Source organism: Giesbergeria giesbergeri (assembly GCF_054779375.1).
Genome location: NZ_BAAGYJ010000011.1, coordinates 1 through 19,681, shown reverse-complemented (window position 1 = coordinate 19,681; position 19,681 = coordinate 1). Strand labels below are relative to the sequence as shown.

The window sequence follows — 19,681 nt, the reverse complement described above, 5'->3', positions numbered from 1 at the left end:
AATCTGCGCCAAACCATGAACCGACTTTCCTCCATCCTGCCTGCCGCGCAAGTTCTTGTGGGCGTTGACGCCACCAGCAAAAAGCGCGCCTTTGAAGAAGCTGGGCTGTTGTTTGAAAGCCTGCACGGCCTCTCGCGTGCGCTGATCACCGACAGTCTGTTTGCCCGCGAGCGTCTGGGCTCTACTGGCCTGGGCCACGGTGTTGCCATTCCACATGGTCGTATCAAGGGACTCAAGTCCCCGATGGCGGCGGTGTTTCAGTTGGCACACCCTATTGGCTTTGATGCCCCCGATGAGCAGCCTGTGGGTTTGCTCATTTTCCTGTTGGTGCCCGAGGCAGCCACACAAAAGCACCTCGAAATCCTGTCGGAGATTGCCGAACTGCTCAGCGATGGCAGTTTGCGTGAGACCATCAAGTCCTGCACCGATGCGGTGGAGTTGCACGGTCTGATTGCACGCTGGCAATCCACCCAAGCCGCCTGACAAGTTCGGAGCTGTACCGTGAAACACAACGTGGTCAGCGCCGATGCCCTGTTTGAGGAGTTTCGCACGCTCCTCAAGTGGGAGTGGGTGGCTGGGCTGGGTGCCTCCGAGCGGCGCTTTGATGAGTTGGCCGTGCGTTCGGCCCGATCTGGCGCCGATTTGGTGGGCTATCTCAACTGCATACACCCCTATCGTGTGCAGATCTTGGGCGAGCGTGAAATTGCTTACCTGACCAACGCGACCACCGAAGACTGCAAGCGCCGTATTGCCCGCATCGTCACCTTGGAGCCGCCGGTGCTGATCTTGGCCGACGGCCAAGGCCCACCAGAGGGGCTGCTGCAAATGTGCGAGCGGGCGCAGATTCCGATGTTTGCCACCCACGAGTCGTCAGCCTTTGTGATTGACGTGTTGCGGGCCTATCTGTCCAAGCACTTTGCCGACCGCACCACGGTGCATGGCGTGTTTATGGATATTTTGGGGCTGGGGGTGCTGATCACTGGGGAGTCTGGCCTGGGCAAGAGCGAGTTGGGGCTGGAGTTGATCTCGCGCGGCAACGGCTTGGTGGCCGACGATGCTGTCGATCTTTACCGCATCAACCAAACCACCATCGAGGGGCGTTGCCCCGAACTACTGCAAAACCTACTGGAAGTGCGCGGCATTGGTCTGCTGGATATACGGGCCATTTTTGGCGAGACGGCAGTGCGCCGCAAGATGCGTCTGCGCCTGATCGTCCATTTGGTGCGCAAAGAGACTATGGAGCGCGACTACGAGCGCATGCCCTATGAGCCTTTGACGCAAGACGTGTTGGGCGTCCCCATTCTCAAGGTCATCATCCAGGTGGTGGCAGGGCGCAACATTGCGGTGCTGGTCGAGGCCGCAGTGCGCAACACCATTCTCAACCTGCGGGGCATCGACACTTACCAAGAATTTGTCGAACGCCACCGCCGGGCCATGGATCAAGGCCTTTAGCCTCTAGCGTCTCAACACTGGTCGCAGCGGTCGCACACAGCCCGCTGGGTTACGCACTGTGCGCATTCACCATACAGGGCCATGGCGTGGTCGTGTACCAGCCAGCCCTTGCTTTTGGCAATGGCCTGTTGGCGTTTTTCGATTTCGGCATCGTAAAACTCTTCCACCTTGCCACAATGGGTGCAAACAAAGTGATCGTGGTGCTGGCCCTGATCGAGTTCATAAACCGCCTTGCCGCTCTCAAAGTTGCTGCGCATCAGCAGACCAGCTTGTTCAAATTGCGTCAGCACCCGGTAGACCGTGGCCAGGCCTACATCGGAGCGTTCTTCCAGCAGCACCCGAAACACATCTTCGGCTGTCATGTGGCGTTGGGTACCCTTCTGAAAAATTTCCAAAATTTTCAGGCGGGGCAGGGTGGCTTTGAGTCCGGTACTCTTGAGTTCGTCGATATTTGTCATGACAAGGGCATGGGTGAAAAATTTTTCGGCTGCCAGGGGTGCCAGAAGCCTGTGGGCCAGCCGCTACAATGAATTGATCGATCATAGTCCTATGCTTTTGTCCATGCCCGTCCAAGTCCATTGCAGTGCCCGTCTGGGGCTTATCCTGTTGTGGGGCGCCAGTTTGGCCGCCTGCGGCAGTCTTGACGGAACCGGAGAGCGTCTGGCCAGCGTGGTCACGCCATACCGGGTTGATGTAGTGCAGGGCAATTTTGTCTCGCGCGAGCAGGTAGAGGCGTTGCAGCCCGGTATGGGCCGCCAGCAGGTGCGCGATATTTTGGGTACACCCCTGGTCACTAGCCTCTTTCATGCCGACCGTTGGGAGTATGTGTTTACCCTGCGTCGCCCTGGTGTAGAAGCACAAACCCGCAAACTCACAGTGTTTTTCAAGGAAGACACCCTATTGCGCTTTGAAGGGGACGAAATGCCCTCTGAGAGCGAATTTGTCGCTACCTTGGGCAACCGCAAAAAAGCCCCAGAGGTGCCGGTGCTGGAGGCCACGCCAGAACAGCTGGCCCGTTATCCTGCCCGCCCCAAGGCCGATACGGCAGTGCCAGCGGCCCCTGCCCGCACCAGCTATCCTCCGCTGGAGACACCCGAGCGTTGAAGCCATCGTTTTTTGGGTGCCATCGTGCTGTTGTTGCGGTGCTGGTGCCTGCTGTAGTTTTCTCCCGTAATTCAGGAATGGCATGACCACCTCCCTTTCCCCCCGTTCTGCCACCTTTCGCGTGGCTGTTGCCGGCGCCAGTGGCCGCATGGGCCGCATGTTGATCGAAGCTATCAGTGCCAGTGACGACTGCGTACTCACGGGCGCCCTCGACATTGCCGCTAGCCCCAGCGTTGGCTCCGATGCCACAGCCTTTTTAGGCCATGCCAGCGGTGTGCCCATCACTGCCGATATCTGTGCTGGGCTGCAAAATGCCGATGCACTGATCGACTTTACCCGCCCTGATGGCACACTGGCCCATTTGCGTATGTGCGCCGAGCTGGGTGTCAAAGCCGTGGTGGGCACCACAGGATTTACAGAAGAGCAAAAGGCCGAAATCGCTGCCCTGTCCCAGCGCACGGCCATCATGTTGGCACCCAATATGAGTGTGGGTGTTAATGTCACACTGAAATTGCTCGAAATGGCGGCCAAGGCACTGGCTACCGGATACGACATCGAGATCATTGAGGCCCACCACCGCCACAAGGTGGATGCCCCCTCCGGCACGGCCCTCAAGATGGGCGAAGTGGTTGCCAAGGCCATAGGCCGAGATTTGAAAGACTGTGCCGTTTATGCCCGCGAAGGCGTGACTGGCGAGCGCGATCCCTCCAGCATTGGTTTTGCCACCATTCGCGGTGGTGACATCGTGGGCGATCACACGGTGCTGTTTGCGGGTACTGGCGAACGCATCGAAATCACACACAAGTCCTCCAGCCGCACCACCTATGCCCAGGGCAGTTTGCGTGCGGTACGATTTTTGCAAGACCAGAAGGTTGGCCTGTTCGACATGTTCGACGTGCTGGGCCTGAACTGAGCACTCTTTGTTCATGGATGCGCTGCACTGGTTGCGTCAAGGCGACTTTGTTACTCAAGGCACGGCAGCCCTGTTGCTGTTGATGTCGGTGGCAAGTTGGGTGGTCATTGTCTGGAAAAGTTGGCTGATGCACCGCGCCCGTACCGATGTAGCGCGTGGCGTGGCCGCCTTTTGGTTGGCCCCCACTTGGCCGGTGGCCCGCCAACAAATTGCCACCCTAGACCGTGAAGGCTTGGTGTTGCCCTTGGTGGAGGCTGCCGATGCGTTGGCGCAACCCCCCGATGGCAGCATTACTTTGGCCCAAGCAGGTAGCGCCAGCCAACAGCTCACACGCGTGTTGCGCAATGCCCTGCACTTGGTGTTGGGCAAACTGCAATGGGGGCAAGTGCTGTTGGCCACCATTGGTTCCACCGCACCGTTTGTTGGTTTGTTAGGCACGGTCTGGGGTATTTACCATGCACTCACGGCCATTGCCAGTGCTGGACAAATCAGCATCGACAAAGTGGCTGGGCCAGTGGGCGAGGCGTTGGTCATGACCGCCGCAGGACTGGCCGTGGCCATTCCTGCAGTATTGGCCTACAACATCTTTGGCCGTCTGTTGGGGCGTATCGAGGCCGATTTGGAAGGCTTTGCCCGCGATTTGCGCGAACTGGTGGTGGATGCCTCTCCTGTCATTCCCGCCAAACCGTTGGCTAAACCAGCGTGGATACCGAAGTCGGCACCGTCGCCTGTTCCTCCTCCTGCACCTGACTCTGCCTGAGCTTACCCAAGGAGCGAACCATCATGGCCTTTGGCCGTCTCGAACGCCATAGCGCGCCTCAGCCGATCAGTGAAATCAACATGACGCCATTGATCGATGTCATGTTGGTGCTGGTGGTCATTTTCATTCTCACAGCCCCCTTATTGGCTCACAGCATCCGGCTGGAGTTGCCTCGCACGGAGGGTGCTGTGCCGGGCACAGCGCCTCAGTCCGTGATGGTGGTGCTGAACAAAGCCGGTCTGGTGTTTGTGGATGACCAACCCTTGGCCGCAGCAGCCTTGGCAGAGAAACTGCGCGCGGTGGCCGCCACGCAGCCCGATACCGAGGTGCAATTGCGCGCCGACGCCTCGGTGCCCTATGGCCGTGTGGTAGAGGTGATGGGCCAGGCCCATCAAGCCGGGCTCCGGCGCATCGGCTTTGTGGCCGAGCCTGCTGCACAGCCCTGAAATCGTAGGCGCTGCTATGCCAGCGCCTAAAATCCCTGCCAGCGCAGCGCCCAGCCGCTGCATCCGACCGCTTTTCCCGATTTTCCTCTCCATGCAAGACAAATACCAACACACCGAGGTTGAAAGCGCCGCGCAGGCCCATTGGGCTGCCCACGATGCTTATCGTGTTACGGAAGACCAGAGCAAGAAGAAGTTCTACGCTTGCTCTATGTTGCCCTACCCTAGCGGCAAACTGCACATGGGGCATGTGCGCAACTACACCATCAACGATATGCTGACGCGCCAGTTGCGCATGAGCGGCTACAACGTTTTGATGCCGATGGGTTGGGATGCTTTTGGCCTACCTGCTGAAAATGCCGCGCTGAAAAACGGTGTGCCACCAGCACAATGGACGTACGACAACATCGCCTACATGAAAAAGCAAATGCAGGCGATGGGCTTGGCCATCGATTGGAGCCGCGAGGTGGCTACCTGCGACCCCGACTATTACCAATGGAACCAGTGGCTGTTCCTGAAAATGCTGGAAAAAGGCATTGCCTACCGCAAAACCCAGGTGGTCAACTGGGATCCAGTGGATCAAACCGTGCTAGCCAATGAGCAGGTGATTGATGGCCGGGGCTGGCGCACTGGCGCTTTGGTAGAAAAGCGCGAAATTCCGGGCTACTACCTCAAAATTACCGACTACGCCCCAGAATTGCTGGACTTTGTGACGGGCGACAAACTACCCGGTTGGCCCGAGCGCGTCAAGCTGATGCAAGAAAACTGGATTGGCAAGTCTGAAGGGGTGCGCTTTGCCTTTCCGCACGACATTCTGGGTGAAGATGGCACGTTGATTGGCGATGGCAAACTCTATGTGTTTACCACCCGTGCCGACACCATTATGGGTGTCACGTTCTGTGCAGTGGCCCCTGAGCATCCGCTGGCCCTACATGCCGCACGTACCAACCACCATCTGGCCGAATTCATAGAGGAATGCAAAAAGGGTGGCACCACAGAGGCCGAACTGGCTACCCAAGAAAAGAAGGGCATGTCCACCGGACTGTTTGTCAACCACCCCATCACCGGAGAGCCGGTGGAGGTCTGGGTTGGCAACTACGTGCTGATGGGTTATGGCGATGGCGCAGTAATGGGTGTGCCAGCCCACGATGAGCGAGACTTTGCCTTCGCCCTGAAATACGGGCTGGAAATTTTGCAAGTGGTGCAGGTCGATGGCGAAGCCGATTTCGATTTCGAACGCTGGCAAGACTGGTATGCCGACAAGCAACGTGGTGTGACGGTCAACTCCGACAATTTCAGTGGATTGACCTACAAAGAGGCTGTGACTGCCGTAGCCCATGCACTCGAAAAACTGGGCTTGGGCGAGAAAAAAACCACTTGGCGTTTGCGCGACTGGGGCATCAGCCGTCAGCGTTACTGGGGTACCCCCATTCCCATCATCCACTGCCCAGAGCATGGCGCGGTGCCGGTGCCCGAAAAAGACCTGCCCGTGGTGCTACCGCAAGATTGCATCCCCGATGGTTCGGGCAACCCGCTGCACAAGCACGAAGGCTTCCATGCGGGTGTGACTTGCCCGGTCTGCGGCCAAGCTGCACGGCGTGAAACCGACACCATGGATACCTTTGTCGATAGCTCGTGGTATTTCATGCGCTATTGCGATTCCCAAAACAGCGAAAAAATGGTCGCTGAAGGTGCGGATTACTGGATGCCCATGGATCAGTACATCGGTGGCATTGAGCACGCCATCTTGCACCTGTTGTACGCCCGCTTTTGGACGAAGGTCATGCGTGATCTGGGCTTGGTCAAGGTCGATGAGCCGTTCACTAAGCTGCTCACCCAGGGGATGGTGCTCAACCATATCTATAGCCGTCGCACAGACAAGGGGGCCAAGGAGTATTTCTGGCCGCACGATGTGGAGCATGTGCTCGATGATGCGGGCAAAATCATGGGTGCCAAGCTGAAAAACGCTGTGGGTGATTTACCAGTGGGTACGCCGATTGACTACGAGGGCGTGGGCACCATGTCCAAGTCCAAGAACAATGGCATTGACCCACAAGAGTTGATCGAAAAATACGGTGCCGATACTGCACGCCTGTACACCATGTTCACCGCTCCACCTGAGGCTACGCTGGAGTGGAACGATGCCGCCGTGGAGGGGAGCTACCGCTTCTTGCGCCGGGTCTGGAACTTTGGCGTCAAACTCTCAACGCTAGATGCCGTGGCCGCCAACGCCAGTGTGGCCGGTGCTGCCAGCCTGAAAGACGTGGCCTTTGGCAAAGAAGCCAAGGCACTGCGCCTAGAGGTTCACAGCGTGCTCAAGCAGGTGGATTACGACTACCAGCGTATGCAGTACAACACCGTGGTCTCGGGCACTATGAAAATGCTCAACGCCTTGGAAGATTTCAAGGCGCTGGACTGCCCCGGTGCCCATGTTGCACTGATTGAAGGCTTTGGTATTTTGCTGCGCTGCCTCTATCCGGCTACGCCGCACATCAGCCATGCGCTCTGGACGCAATTGGGTTATGCCGCCCACTTGGGCGATTTGCTCGATGCCGCTTGGCCCCAGGTGGATGCACAGGCACTGGTGCAAGACGAGATTGAGCTGATGCTGCAAGTCAATGGCAAGCTGCGCGGCTCTATCTTTGTGCCTGCACAGGCCGACAAGGCACAGATTGAAGCCGTGGCACTGGCCCACGAGGCCTTTCTCAAGCAGGCCAATGGTGCTGCTGCCAAGAAGGTGATTGTGGTGCCAGGCCGTTTGGTTAACGTGGTGGTTTGAGGCATGGCACATCCTGCTCCTGCTGCTGAAGGCCGCTGGTCTCGGCGGGCTTGGCTGGCTCTGCTGCCCGCTTCGCTGGCGCTGTCGGCCTGTGGTTTTCGGCTGCGGGGTGTGCCGCAGTTTGCCTTTCAGTCCCTCTATATCGCGGCACCCACTACATCGCCATTGGCGCGCGAGTTGCAACGCACCTTGGATGGGTCAACCACCGCCTTGCAGGTGTGGCGCGAACCCGCCCGGTTGCCGCAAGCGCAGGTGGTGTTTGAGCTGCTGCAAGAACAGAACGAACGCAGCGTGGTGGGCCTGAACGCTTCGGGACAGGTGCGCGAGTTGCAATTGCGCTTGCGTATCAAGTTTCGCTTGCGCACGCAAAAGGGTGAGGAACTGCTGGAGCCGACCGAGTTGCTGCAAACCCGCGACATCAGCTACAGCGAAACTATTGCCTTGGCTAAAGAGGCCGAAGAGGCACTGCTGCAACGCAATATGCAGACCGATTTGGTGCAGCAACTGCTGCGCCGCTTGGCCGCAGTGCGTTTGCCGTAGTGCCCCCACTGTCTCATGCACATTGCCTTGACCCAACTGGCGGCCCATCTGCACAAAGGGCTGCGTCCGCTTTACACCTTGCATGGCGATGAGCCATTGCTCCAACAAGAAGCGGCCGACACTGTCCGGGCGGCAGCGCGGGCTCAGGGCTATACCGAGCGCAGCACCTTCACTGTAGCCGGTGCCCATTTCGATTGGAGTGCTGTGTTGGCCGCCGGTGGCAGTTTGAGCCTGTTTGCCGACAAGCAAATCATCGAAATCCGCATCCCCTCAGGCAAGCCAGGCAAAGAGGGCAGTGCCGCGCTGCAACAGTTGGCCGAGGCTGCTGTGGGCAACGAGGGTGCATTGACACTGGTTTTGTTGCCGCGTTTAGACAAAGCCACCAAAACGGGCGCTTGGTTTGCGGCACTAGAGAGCCACGGCGTTACGGTACAGATCGACCCAGTAGAGCGGGCTGCCTTGCCACAATGGATTGCCCAGCGGCTGGCAGCCCAAAGCCAGCAGGTGGTGGACGGAGAAGAGGGCCAACGCACCTTGGCCTTTTTTGCCGACAGGGTGGAGGGCAATTTGCTGGCAGCGCACCAAGAAATCCAGAAACTGGCCCTGCTTTATCCCCCAGGACAACTGCACTGGGAACAGGTGGAGGCAGCCGTGCTCAACGTGGCCCGCTACGATGTGTTCAAGCTGTCAGAAGCCGTGTTGTCTGGCCAATTGCTGCGTGTGCAGCGCATGTTAGACGGCCTTGAGGCCGAGGGTGAAGCTGCTGTGCTGGTGCATTGGGCGCTGGCCGAAGACATCCGCACCCTCAAGCGCGTCAAGGATGCTGTTACCGCAGGCCGCCCTTTGCCAATGGCATTGCGTGAACAACGTGTTTGGGGGGCTAAGGAGCGCCTGTTTGAGCGCATTGTGCCCCGCACCACCGATGCGGCGCTGGCCCGGTTGCTGCAATCAGCACACAAGGTCGATGGCATCGTCAAGGGCTTGTCGGTGCCCGATTGGCCGCAACAGCCGTGGCAGGCCTTGCAGCGCCTGGCCTTACAGTTGGGCAAGCTGGCGTTGGCAGCGCGTTGAAACGGGGCGAGGCTTTTTACCAAGGCCCATCAATGGTCGCTGGCATTCATGATGGGAATCGTGCCTGCCGTGCGTTGGCCCTTTGATGCCATCGAGTATTCGCGTTTTGTGAATGCAGTCCCCATCAGCGCAGAGAGCGCAGGGCCATTTTTCTCTATGCGCGTTTTGAACAAAAACTCAAAAAGCTCGTGGAACCAGACTTTACGGCCTATCTGGGTGTACCAACGCATGGCATGTCTGTAACGGGCCTCTGGATGAAAGAGCATTCTGTAAAGCACACGCGGCCTGGCTTGCATCAACACTTCAATGGTTTTGAACCACATAAAAACCCGCCACACGGGCACGTTCTCTGCTTCCAAGACTTGGTGTTTGTAATCCCATTTGGTGGTGTCTTTTTGTACTACCCGCCGATGCTCAACAGACTCATAAAACGGAGTCCACCGGTGTGGTGTGGCATAAAGTAGTTGTACCTGATCCGGGTCGTAAGAAAGCAGATGTCTGTAGGAGTGCCAATAATCAATATCACGCTCTTCATGAAAGCCCAGTACGTAAGTCGCCATCGAGATAATGCCGTGTTTACGCAATAATTGGATCGCCTCTCTGTCTTCGGACATGCTGGCCCCTTTGCGAATGTGGGCAAGGGTTGTCTCGTTGTATGTCTCAATACCCAAAAGAAATCGAACAACGCCAGCCTGTTTGTACAGGTGAAGAATATCCTTGTCTCTGACAATATCCCCTGCCCTGGTAGAGCCTACCAACAGCAAGGGAACATCTTCAGCAATCAAGGCTTCCAAAAAAGTTTTCCATGCCTTTCTGGAGCCAGTAGGGAGTTCATCTGCAAAATTGATCAACTCTACCCCTTCTTCCCGATACAGCCGTCCCAGCTCTTGGGCAAACTTTTGCGGGTCTCGATGGCGCCATTTGCTCCAGAAGCCCCGTTGCCCACAATAGCTGCAAAGATACGGACAGCCCCTTGAGAATTGCACGACCACTGCGCGCTTTCCTCCCCAGTAGGAGTAGTCCTTGTGGTCAATCAGTTCCCATCCAACACGAAATTGATCCAGCTGGTCTATCACCTTTGCGGGCGGTGTTGCTTGGGTGCGGCCGTTCTCACGAAAAACGATGCCAGCCACTTCAGATAAAGTTTGCCCCACCTCCAGCGCCCGTACCAGTTCTCGTGTGGTTTTCTCCCCTTCGCCTCTGACAATGATATCGATGGCTGGTGCTTCCAGCATGATTTCATCCCAGTGGTATGTAGGATGCACCCCACCATAAATAATAATCAATTGTGGCTGGTATTCTTTTATTTTTTGACAAATTTTCAAAACGGTGGAGTGAACGGAGCCAGACCCTGAGTGACCCAACATCAATACATCAGGGGCGTTGGTGAGTATGGTAGACACCATTTCTTCTATGGTCAATAATTCCCTATCTGCATCTACCAAACAAACCGTGTGACCATCATCGATTAAAGGGCCACCCACCGAGAGCAATCCTAAAGGTGGCAGATGCTCTCCAGGAATACGACTTCCTATCGCAGTATGGGGTGGATTCAATAATATGATTTTCATGTGCAATACACGGGCAGAGAGGGCTCACTAACAAGCCCACGGGGAGTAGAAGGCGTCTTCTATTGGAATGCCAGATTAACATCGATGCCCATCCAAAAACCACCTACATCCGAAACAGTCGTCACAAAAGTGCGTGAGGCACACCACCCTCGTGCAAAACAAGATCGCATCGAAAAGCCGAAGACCCTAAGCGACGGGAATAGCAAGGTGGGCCAGTTTGCCCGTTGCAGCATTTGCGCCACATCGGGTGCTTGCTGGCCCTGCCTGCTGTGTGTTTCCTCTGAGTTTCGGTTGCCTACAGCGGCGCTTCTGCCAGAATCTGTTTCCATGAACGCCCTTGATGTCACCGAAATCATGCAGACCCTCGGTTTGCAAGCCAAAACCGCTTCTGCCCTGATGGCCAAGGCTCCGGCAGCAGCCAAGAACAAGGCTTTGTTGGTCTTGGCCCGTCTGCTGCGTGAGCAAACGGATGCCTTGCAGACCGATAACAGCCGTGATCTGGAGCGCGCCCGCGCCGCAGGGCTGGCCGAGCCTATGGTAGATCGCCTCAAGCTCACCCCCAAGGTGTTAGAAACCTGCGCCCAAGGTTGTGAGCAATTGGCCGCTATGCCCGACGTGATTGGCGAAGTCCTGGGCATGAAGCAGCAGCCCAGCGGTATCCGTGTGGGTCAAATGCGGGTGCCTATTGGTGTTTTTGGCATGATTTACGAGAGCCGCCCCAACGTCACGATCGAGGCCGCCAGCCTCAGCATCAAAAGTGGCAATGCCTGCATTTTGCGCGGCGGCTCCGAGGCGATCGACTCCAACAAAGCCTTGGCCCGTTTGGTGGTGCAGGCGCTGCAAGAGGCAGGCCTGCCCGAACATGCCGTGCAACTGGTGCCCACCACCGACCGCGAGGCCGTAGGCCAACTCATCGCCATGCCACAGTTTGTCGATGTCATCATCCCACGCGGGGGCAAAGGCTTGATTGAGCGCATCAGCCGTGATGCCAAGGTGCCCGTCATCAAGCACTTGGATGGCAATTGCCACACCTATGTGGACGACAGTGCCGATTTAGTCATGGCCCTGCGCGTGGTCGATAACGCCAAAACGCAAAAATACAGCCCTTGCAATGCCACCGAGAGTCTGCTGGTCGCCCGCAGCATCGCGGCCCAGTTTCTGCCACAAATTGGAGCAGTGTTTGCCGCCAAGGGGGTAGAGATGCGCTGCTGCCCCGAAGCTTTGGCCCTGTTGCAGGGGGTCGCGGGTGCTACTTTGGTGCCTGCCACCGAGCAAGATTGGAGCGAAGAATATTTGGCACCCATCATCAGCATCAAGCTGGTGTCTGGGGTTGATGAGGCCATCGCCCACATCAACCAGTATTCCAGCCAGCACACCGAGGCCATCCTGACCACCAACCACATCCATGCCCAGCGTTTTCTGCGCGAAGTCGATTCCAGCAGTGTCATGGTCAATGCCAGCACCCGTTTTGCCGATGGCTTTGAATACGGTTTGGGCGCCGAAATCGGTATCAGCACCGACAAATTCCATGCCCGTGGCCCAGTAGGGATTGAGGGGCTGACTTCGCTCAAGTACATCGTGCTGGGCGAAGGCGAGGTGCGCAGCTGAACAAGCGATTGCGGTTGTGAAAATCATCATCTTGGGCGCGGGGCGCGTCGGTCAAAGCGTGGCCGATAGTTTGGTCTCTGAGCGCAATGACATCACCGTCATTGATACCAATGCCCAGCGTCTGCGCGAGTTGGAGGCCCGGTTTGACCTGCGCGGCGTTGTGGGCAGTGGTATCAATCCCAGCGTATTGGCAGAGGCCGGTGCCCAAGACACCGACTTGTTGATTGCTTGTGCCACCCAAGACGAAACCAATTTGGTCGCTTGCAAGGTGGCGCAACTGTTGTTCAATGTTCCCGCGCGTATTGCGCGGGTGCGCTCCTCCGGTTTTGACCCCGGCGGCATTTTGGCCGGGCCAGAGGGTTTTGCCGTCAATGTCATCTGTCCGGAAGCATCGCTGACCCGCTACATTGCCAAGTTGATTGAATACCCTGAGGCCATGCAGGTGCGCGAGTTTGCCGGGGGGCGGGCCTGTCTGGTCTCTACCCGTGCCATGCTAGGGGCACCTATGGTAGGGCAGACCATTGCGCAGGTGCGCGTAGCCACCCCCGATGTGGCTATGCGTTTGGTGGCTATTTACCGGCGCTTTCCTGAGGAGCCAGACCGCTTTGTTCCCTGTGGTGGCAACACCCGGATTGAGCCAGGCGATGAGGTGTTTGTGCTGGCAGCGCGTGAGCACATTTCCTTTGTCTTGGCCGCTTTGCACCGGCGTCCACACCAGCCAGCACGCCCAGTGCGCCGTGTCATGGTGGCTGGGGGCGGTGATGTGGGTCTGCGTCTGGCACAGGAATTGGGGAGTCAGCCTGGGCGGTTTCATGTCAAGTTGGTGGAGGGCCATCCTGAACGTTGTATTGCCCTGGCATCTACCTTGCCTGGCGATGTGTTGGTTTTGCAGGGCGATGCCACCGATGAAGACTTGCTCGAGGCCGAAAACATTGAGGAGGTCGATTTCTTTTTGGCCCTGACCGACGATGATGAGAACAACATCATGTCCAGCCTGCTGGCTAAGCGGTTGGGCGCACGTCGCGTACTGTCGTTGATTACCCGTCGCAGCTACGCTGACCTGATGCACGGCACCGAAATCGATATTGCCTTGTCCCCTGCCCAAGCCATGCTGGGGGAGCTACTGGCCCATGTGCGCCAAGGCGATGTGCAGGCGGTGCATAGCCTGCGCCGGGGCGTGGCCGAGGCACTAGAAATTGTGGCCCGTGGTGACCGCAAAAGCTCCAGAGTCGTGGGGCGCAAGGTCAGTGACCTGTCTTTGCCAGAAAACGTCCATATGGGCCTGATTGTGCGTGGTTTACACGGGCCAGAAGATGCACCACAACCCGCTGGATTGCCCCAAGTGGTGATTCCGCACAGCCATACTGTCATCGAAAGCAATGACCATGTGGTGTTTTTCTTGCCCAATAAACGGTTGGTGCGAGACGTGGAAAAACTTTTTCGTGTCAGTGCCACCTTTTTCTGATGGCATTGGCCACGGTCTGCTGCCATGACAGATGTGCTTGCCGTTCTGCGTGTGTTGGGCATGTTGCTGATGCTCTTTGCCTTGGCTATGGGGGTGCCACTGGCCGTGTCATGGTGGATGCAGGATGGCATCTGGCCGGTGTACCCGGTCTCCATGGCCTTTACCTTGTTGGTAGGGGGCACCCTGGTCGTAGCTTTGCGTCGTTACCAACGTGAATTGCAACCCCGCCACGGCGTCATGCTGGTCACGATGGTTTGGGTGTTGTTGCCTCTGTTTGCTACCTTGCCACTGCTGTTGGCCTATGACCAAATAGGCCGTTCTCTGAGTTTCACCCACGCTTATTTTGAGACGGTGTCTGGGCTGACTACCAGCGGTTCCACAGTCCTTCCCAGCCTCGACACCTTGCCAGTGTCTGTGAATGTTTGGCGCACCTTTCTGCAATGGCTGGGGGGCATGGGCATTCTGATTTTGGCCGTAGCCGTGTTACCTATGCTTGGGGTAGGCGGTGCGCAACTGTTCAAGGCCGAGGCGGCTGGCCCGATCAAAGACACCAAGCTTACCCCGCGCATGACGGAAACAGCCAAAGGGCTCTGGGGTGTTTACGCCTTGTTTTCGTTGGCTTGTGTTGTCGCCTATTGGTTGGTAGGCATGTCGCCTGTCGATGCGCTCATGCATATGTTTGCCACGGTCAGCTTAGGTGGCATGTCTTCCCACGATGCCAGTTTGGGTTATTTTCAATCGATGTGGCTGGAGTTGGTGGCACTGGTTTTTATGCTGTTGGCCAGCTGCAACTTCGCTCTGTATTTTGTTGCCCTGCGTAAAGGGCACTGGCGTGGCTTTTGGCGCGATCCAGAAATGCAAGCCACCTTGGTGGCACTGTTGGGTGGCGGTGTGCTGGTAGCGCTGTTGCTGTGGGCCAAAAATGTGTACGGCCCCTTAGATGCCTTGCGCCACGGTGTTTTTCATGTGGTTTCGGTGGCTACCACCACGGGCTTTGCCACGGTGGACTATCTGCACTGGCCCGTACTGGCCCCTGTTTTCATGCTCATGCTCTCCGGTGTAGCCACCAGTGCCGGCTCTACAGGGGGAGGCATCAAGATGGTGCGTATGCTCATTTTGGTAAAGCAGGCCCGGCGTGAAATGACCCGCTTAGTGCATCCCCATGCAGTGCAGCCGGTGCGTTTGGGGGGGGCGGTTGTTGAAAGTGGCGCCATTTTCTCCATCATGGCTTTCATGTTGGTTTATGGTGGCACTGTCATCGTCTTGAGCATGGTGCTATTGCTCACGGATCTCGACCCGATCACCGCCATCAGTGCGGCCATCGCCAGCGTCAACTGTGTAGGCCCTGGCATGGGGGGAGTTGGCCCTTCAGGCAACTACACCACCCTGACAGATTTTCAGCTCTGGGTTTGTACTTTGGGCATGTTGCTCGGGCGGTTGGAGATTCTCAGTTTTATGGCTTTGCTGACCCCCGCTTTCTGGCGTCGATAAGTCTGTCAGAAACCGCCGGTCAACTCCCTACAATGGTGCGCAACTGTCTTTCAAGGGCAACCTATGGTTCCGCACCTCATCACCGCCCTCACCGGGCCTATCAACGAACTCGAACAGCGCATTATTGATTCAATGCCTGCTACCGAGCGATGGTTTCGCCTGGAGTGGATGGAGCACACTCCACCTTTCTATACCTCGGTTGATATCCGCAACGCCGGATTCAAATTGGCGCCTGTAGATACCAATCTGTTTCCGGGGGGGTGGAATCACCTCACCCCCGAAATGCTCCCGCTGGCTGTGCAGGCTGCTATGGCAGTCATCGAGAAAATCTGTCCCGAAGCGCGCAACCTGCTCATCGTGCCTGAGAACCACACGCGCAACAGCTTTTATCTGAGCAATTTGGCACAGCTCCAGCGCATCTTCAATATGGCTGGGTTGCATGTTCGCATTGGCTCCATCAGTCCTGACGTCAAGAAACCCTTGGTGATGGACTTGCCCAATGGCGAGTCGATTACGCTGGAGCCATTGTTGCGTGAGCGCGGTCGTATTGGGTTAAAAAACTTCGATCCCTGCACCATCTTGCTCAACAATGACCTGTCGGCAGGCGTGCCCGGTATTTTGGAAGACCTGCATGCACAATATTTGCTGCCACCCCTGCATGCAGGTTGGAGTGTGCGTCGCAAGAGCAAGCACTTTCGCAGCTATGAAGAGGTCACCAAACGCTTTGGCAAGGTGCTTGGCATTGATCCTTGGCTGATCAACCCCTTGTTTGGCAAGTGCAGTGATGTGGATCTCACCAGCAGCACTGGCTTGGAGCAATTACAAACCCAGGTCGATACATTGCTGGGCAAAATTCGACGCAAGTACAAAGAGTACGGCATCAACGAAAAGCCCTTCGTTGTTGTCAAGGCAGACAACGGCACCCACGGTATGGGTGTGATGACGGTGCGCGACGCCAAAGAGCTGGCAGCACTGCAACCCCAGACACTGGCATCGATGGCGGTCAGCAAGGATGGGCAAACGGTTCATGATGCACTGATCCAAGAAGGTGTGCTCACCCAAGAGCGAGTCCATGAAGCTGTAGCGGAGCCAGTGGTCTATATGGTCGATCGCTACGTGGTCGGTGGTTTCTATCGCATCCATGCCGATCGTGGCAGCGATGAAAACCTCAATGCACCCGGCGCTGGTTTTGTCCCCTTGGCCTTTCACCACAGCACGCAACTACCCCAGCCCGGTGCGCGTCCTGGGGCCAGCGCCCCCAACCGCTTCTACATGTACGGTGTGGTCGCACGTTTGGCCATGCTGGCAGCCAGTTACGAACTCGAAGCCACTGATCCCAACGCTGAAGTCTACGATTAAGCCACTGGGGCCGTGGCGCCTTGGCAACAGGCGGGCGTTTTCTGCTGGCAAGTCACAACAGCCAGCGCACAATCCCAGTCTCCCGTTCAAGGGTGGCCTATGCCCGACAGGGTGCAACGCTCGGACTATTTCCTGTGCAAAACTCCAAATCTTCCCTTGGTGCGCTGATGCTGGGTGCTGTTGGTGTCGTCTATGGCGACATCGGTACCAGTGTCCTGTATTCAGTCAAAGAGGTCTTTGGCTCCGGTCATGTCCCCTTCACCCCCGACAACGTGCATGGCATCTTGTCCATCTTCTTCTGGACACTGACCGTCATCGTTTCATTGAAGTATGTTGCTCTGGTCTTGAGGGCCGACAACCACGGTGAAGGGGGGCTGGTGGCCATGTTGGCGCTGGCCTCCCAAACCGTCAAAGACCAGCCCCGCTTGCGCCATGTACTCTTGCTGGTGGGCATCTTTGGTACCTGCCTTTTCTATGGCGACGGCGTGATCACCCCAGCCATTACGGTGCTGGGTGCGATGGAGGGATTAGAAGTCATCTCTCCCACCTTCAAAAAAGCCGTGGTTCCTCTGACCTTGGTCATCCTGCTACTGCTGTTCATGGTGCAAAAGCGCGGCAGTGCCAGCATTGGGCGCTTCTTTGGCCCCATCATGGTGGCATGGTTCATTGTGATTGCGGCGTTGGGTATCCTTCACATCGTTGGTAATCCAGGTATTTTGTGGGCCATCAGTCCGCACTACGCAATAGGATTCATGTGGGCGCAGCCAGGCACCACATTCATTATTCTGGGGGCCGTAGTGTTGTGCGTCACTGGGGGCGAGGCCTTGTATGCCGACATGGGCCATTTTGGCCGACGTCCTATCCGTATGACTTGGTTCACCATCGTCATGCCAGCACTCACCCTCAATTACTTTGGACAGGGTGCGCTGCTTCTCAAAGAGCCTGAGGCCGTAAAAAACCCCTTCTTCATGATGGCCCCTGAATGGGCCTTGCTGCCCTTGGTGCTGCTGGCCACCATGGCTGCGGTGATTGCCTCACAAGCCTTGATTTCTGGTGCCTTCAGCGTCACCAAACAGGTCATTCAGCTGGGTTACCTGCCCCGTCTGCGCGTACTGCACACCAGTGTCCAAGAGGCCGGTCAAATTTACCTGCCCTTTGTCAATTGGGGGTTGTTTGTCCTCATCGTGTTGGCTGTAGGCATGTTCAAGTCCTCCAGTGCTTTGGCATCCGCCTATGGCATTGCCGTCACCACCGATATGCTCATCACCACCGTGTTGACTTTCTTTGTCATTCGCAACGCTTGGCATTTGCCCTTGTGGTTGTGTGTGGGAGCCACGGCTTTCTTCTTCGGTGTGGACTTTGCTTTCTGGGCTTCCAATCTGCTCAAACTATTTGATGGCGGCTGGTTCCCGCTGGTCATTGCTGGGGCCATTTTCATCGTCATGCAGACATGGAAAGAAGGTCGCCGCCTCTTGCACGAGGCCATGCAAAGTGATGCCATTGCGCTGTCAGATTTTCTGGCCGCAGTGTTTGTCAATCCTCCTGTGCGCGTGGCTGGCACAGCAGTTTTCCTGACTGCCGACCCCAATACCGTACCGAATGCCTTGCTGCACAACCTCAAGCACAACAAGGTGCTGCATGCGCAAAACCTGTTTGTTACTGTGCGCCATCACGAAGTGCCTTGGGTGGCCAATGAAGAGCGCGTGGAAATGTCCACCTTGGGCAACGACTGCTGGCAGGTTGTGATTCATTACGGCTTTATGGACAACCCCAATGTGCCACTCGCACTGGAACAGTTGGGCGCCTTGGGCTGCACCCTTGAGCCGATGGCGACCAGCTACTTCTTGTCGCGTGACACCGTCATCCCTACCTCTGGGGGGGGCATGGTGGCGTGGCGTGAAAAACTGTTTGCACAGATGCACCACAATGCCAGTGGTGCCGCCGACTTCTTGCATCTACCCAGCAATGCTGTGGTGGAATTGGGCTCCAAGATTGCTATTTGAGTACGCCATCCCATGAACATCCTGTTTGTTGCCGACCCGCTGGAGTCCTTTGTAACCTACAAAGACACCACCTTTGCCATCATGCGCGAGGCACAGCGCCGTGGTCATCAGATCGCGGCATGCCAGCCCCGACAGGTGCGTTGGTTGCGTGGCTCGCCAGTGCAGGCCCAAGTGCGTGACATCACGCTCACAGGCAGTTTGCAAGATTGGTTCCATGTGCAACAGGAACGCACGGTTGCTTTGGCCGATTTTGACGTGGTGCTAATGCGCAAGGATCCTCCCTTCGACAGCGAGTATTTCTATACCACGCATCTGTTAGAACAGGCTGAGCGTGACGGTGCCCGTGTATTCAACAAGCCCCAAGCCCTGCGCAACCATCCAGAAAAGCTGGCCATCTTGGAGTTTCCGCAATTGATCGGCCCAACGCTGGTCACACGCAACGCTGATGATGTGCGTCAGTTCCACACTGAACACCAAGACATCATCCTCAAGCCTTTGGATGGCATGGGTGGCATGGGCATCTTCCGTGTTGGGCCAGATGGTATGAATCTAGGCAGCATTATCGAAACCCTCAACCAAGAGGGTGCACAAACCCTGATGGTGCAAAAGTTTCTGCCCGCCATCGCACAAGGGGACAAGCGGGTACTGGTCATTGGCGGCAAGCCCGTGCCTTTCTGTTTGGCACGTATCCCCCAAGGAGGCGAAGTGCGTGGCAACTTAGCTGCTGGTGGCAAAGGAGTAGCCCAGCCACTGTCTGCCCGTGATTGGGAAATTGCCAATACCTTGGCACCTATTCTCTACAGCCGAGGACTATTGTTAGCTGGCATCGATGTCATTGGTGATTGCGTTACAGAGATCAACGTCACCAGCCCTACCTGTTTTCAAGAAATCCAACAGCAAACAGGCTGTGATGTGCCGGGGCTGTTTGTGGACGCACTAGAACAAGCTCTATCTCTTTAGCCGACCAAGACATGCTCCCTCGTTCTGAGGCTAAATTGGTGCTACAATGCGCCCCTTGCTGCCGATAAGGACCAGTTGTTCACACAACCAACCCATCAGCAACAACTTGAACTCCCCACGGTTTAAGCAGTAGTCGCAAAGATTTCTCAAGTTTTCTTGCCA

General features: G+C 56.7%; 17 protein-coding genes. 15 read left to right on the top strand and 2 right to left on the bottom strand.

The window, feature by feature from the left end; all coding sequences use genetic code 11:
• Nucleotides 1-15: 15 nt before the first annotated feature.
• Together ACYVB2_RS13900 and hprK are read left to right on the top strand one after the other, a co-directional pair.
• Nucleotides 16-483 (top strand): PTS sugar transporter subunit IIA, encoded by a 468-nt coding sequence (locus ACYVB2_RS13900; protein WP_382434197.1) that lies wholly within the window; start codon nt 16-18, stop codon nt 481-483.
• 18 nt (nt 484-501) lie between these two features.
• Nucleotides 502-1,452 (top strand): HPr(Ser) kinase/phosphatase, encoded by a 951-nt coding sequence (gene hprK, locus ACYVB2_RS13895; protein WP_460537022.1) that lies wholly within the window; start codon nt 502-504, stop codon nt 1,450-1,452.
• Nucleotides 1,453-1,463: 11 nt separating this feature from the next.
• Here hprK and fur read toward each other — a convergent pair whose 3' ends face one another.
• The gene (fur, locus tag ACYVB2_RS13890) at nt 1,464-1,910 is read right to left on the bottom strand and encodes a ferric iron uptake transcriptional regulator (RefSeq protein ID WP_382434192.1); all 447 of its coding nucleotides are present in this window, start codon (nt 1,908-1,910) and stop codon (nt 1,464-1,466) included.
• Between the two features lie 103 nt (nt 1,911-2,013).
• On the opposite strand from fur, the gene ACYVB2_RS13885 reads away from it, so the two are divergent.
• From ACYVB2_RS13885 to holA, 7 genes are all read left to right on the top strand, one after another.
• Entirely contained in the window at nt 2,014-2,556 is a 543-nt protein-coding gene (locus ACYVB2_RS13885; protein ID WP_382434383.1) for an outer membrane protein assembly factor BamE, read from the top strand.
• Nucleotides 2,557-2,638: 82 nt separating this feature from the next.
• Nucleotides 2,639-3,469 (top strand): 4-hydroxy-tetrahydrodipicolinate reductase, encoded by an 831-nt coding sequence (gene dapB, locus ACYVB2_RS13880; RefSeq protein WP_382434190.1) that lies wholly within the window; start codon nt 2,639-2,641, stop codon nt 3,467-3,469.
• A 13-nt stretch (nt 3,470-3,482) separates the two neighbouring features.
• The gene (locus ACYVB2_RS13875; protein ID WP_382434188.1) at nt 3,483-4,229 is read left to right on the top strand and encodes a MotA/TolQ/ExbB proton channel family protein; all 747 of its coding nucleotides are present in this window, start codon (nt 3,483-3,485) and stop codon (nt 4,227-4,229) included.
• A gap of 23 nt (nt 4,230-4,252) precedes the next feature.
• Nucleotides 4,253-4,675, top strand: coding sequence for an ExbD/TolR family protein (locus ACYVB2_RS13870; RefSeq protein WP_382434186.1), 423 nt, complete (start codon nt 4,253-4,255; stop codon nt 4,673-4,675).
• A gap of 91 nt (nt 4,676-4,766) precedes the next feature.
• Complete coding sequence (gene leuS, locus ACYVB2_RS13865; RefSeq protein ID WP_382434180.1) at nt 4,767-7,451, top strand: leucine--tRNA ligase; 2,685 nt, start codon at nt 4,767-4,769, stop codon at nt 7,449-7,451.
• A gap of 3 nt (nt 7,452-7,454) precedes the next feature.
• Nucleotides 7,455-7,991 (top strand): LPS-assembly lipoprotein LptE, encoded by a 537-nt coding sequence (locus tag ACYVB2_RS13860; protein ID WP_382434177.1) that lies wholly within the window; start codon nt 7,455-7,457, stop codon nt 7,989-7,991.
• Nucleotides 7,992-8,006: 15 nt separating this feature from the next.
• On the top strand, nt 8,007-9,062 hold the full coding sequence (gene holA, locus ACYVB2_RS13855; protein WP_382434174.1) for a DNA polymerase III subunit delta: 1,056 nt from the start codon (nt 8,007-8,009) through the stop codon (nt 9,060-9,062).
• A 29-nt stretch (nt 9,063-9,091) separates the two neighbouring features.
• On the opposite strand, the gene bchE is transcribed toward holA, so the two are convergent.
• Nucleotides 9,092-10,633, bottom strand: coding sequence for a magnesium-protoporphyrin IX monomethyl ester anaerobic oxidative cyclase (gene bchE, locus ACYVB2_RS13850; protein WP_382434172.1), 1,542 nt, complete (start codon nt 10,631-10,633; stop codon nt 9,092-9,094).
• A 327-nt stretch (nt 10,634-10,960) separates the two neighbouring features.
• Between bchE and ACYVB2_RS13845 the strand changes: the two genes are divergently transcribed.
• From ACYVB2_RS13845 to gshB, 6 genes are all read left to right on the top strand, one after another.
• On the top strand, nt 10,961-12,241 hold the full coding sequence (locus tag ACYVB2_RS13845; RefSeq protein WP_382434163.1) for a glutamate-5-semialdehyde dehydrogenase: 1,281 nt from the start codon (nt 10,961-10,963) through the stop codon (nt 12,239-12,241).
• 16 nt (nt 12,242-12,257) lie between these two features.
• Entirely contained in the window at nt 12,258-13,706 is a 1,449-nt protein-coding gene (gene trkA / locus ACYVB2_RS13840; RefSeq protein WP_382434161.1) for a Trk system potassium transporter TrkA, read from the top strand.
• 24 nt (nt 13,707-13,730) lie between these two features.
• A complete protein-coding gene (locus ACYVB2_RS13835) occupies nt 13,731-15,197 on the top strand; it encodes a TrkH family potassium uptake protein (RefSeq protein ID WP_382434158.1) in 1,467 nt (488 codons plus the stop codon).
• Nucleotides 15,198-15,260: 63 nt separating this feature from the next.
• Entirely contained in the window at nt 15,261-16,556 is a 1,296-nt protein-coding gene (gshA, locus tag ACYVB2_RS13830; protein ID WP_460537010.1) for a glutamate--cysteine ligase, read from the top strand.
• 134 nt (nt 16,557-16,690) lie between these two features.
• Nucleotides 16,691-18,559 (top strand): potassium transporter Kup, encoded by a 1,869-nt coding sequence (locus ACYVB2_RS13825; protein WP_382434149.1) that lies wholly within the window; start codon nt 16,691-16,693, stop codon nt 18,557-18,559.
• 12 nt (nt 18,560-18,571) lie between these two features.
• Nucleotides 18,572-19,519, top strand: a complete 948-nt coding sequence (gene gshB / locus ACYVB2_RS13820) for a glutathione synthase (RefSeq protein ID WP_382434146.1) — start codon at nt 18,572-18,574, stop codon at nt 19,517-19,519.
• The last annotated feature ends 162 nt before the right edge of the window (nt 19,520-19,681 follow it).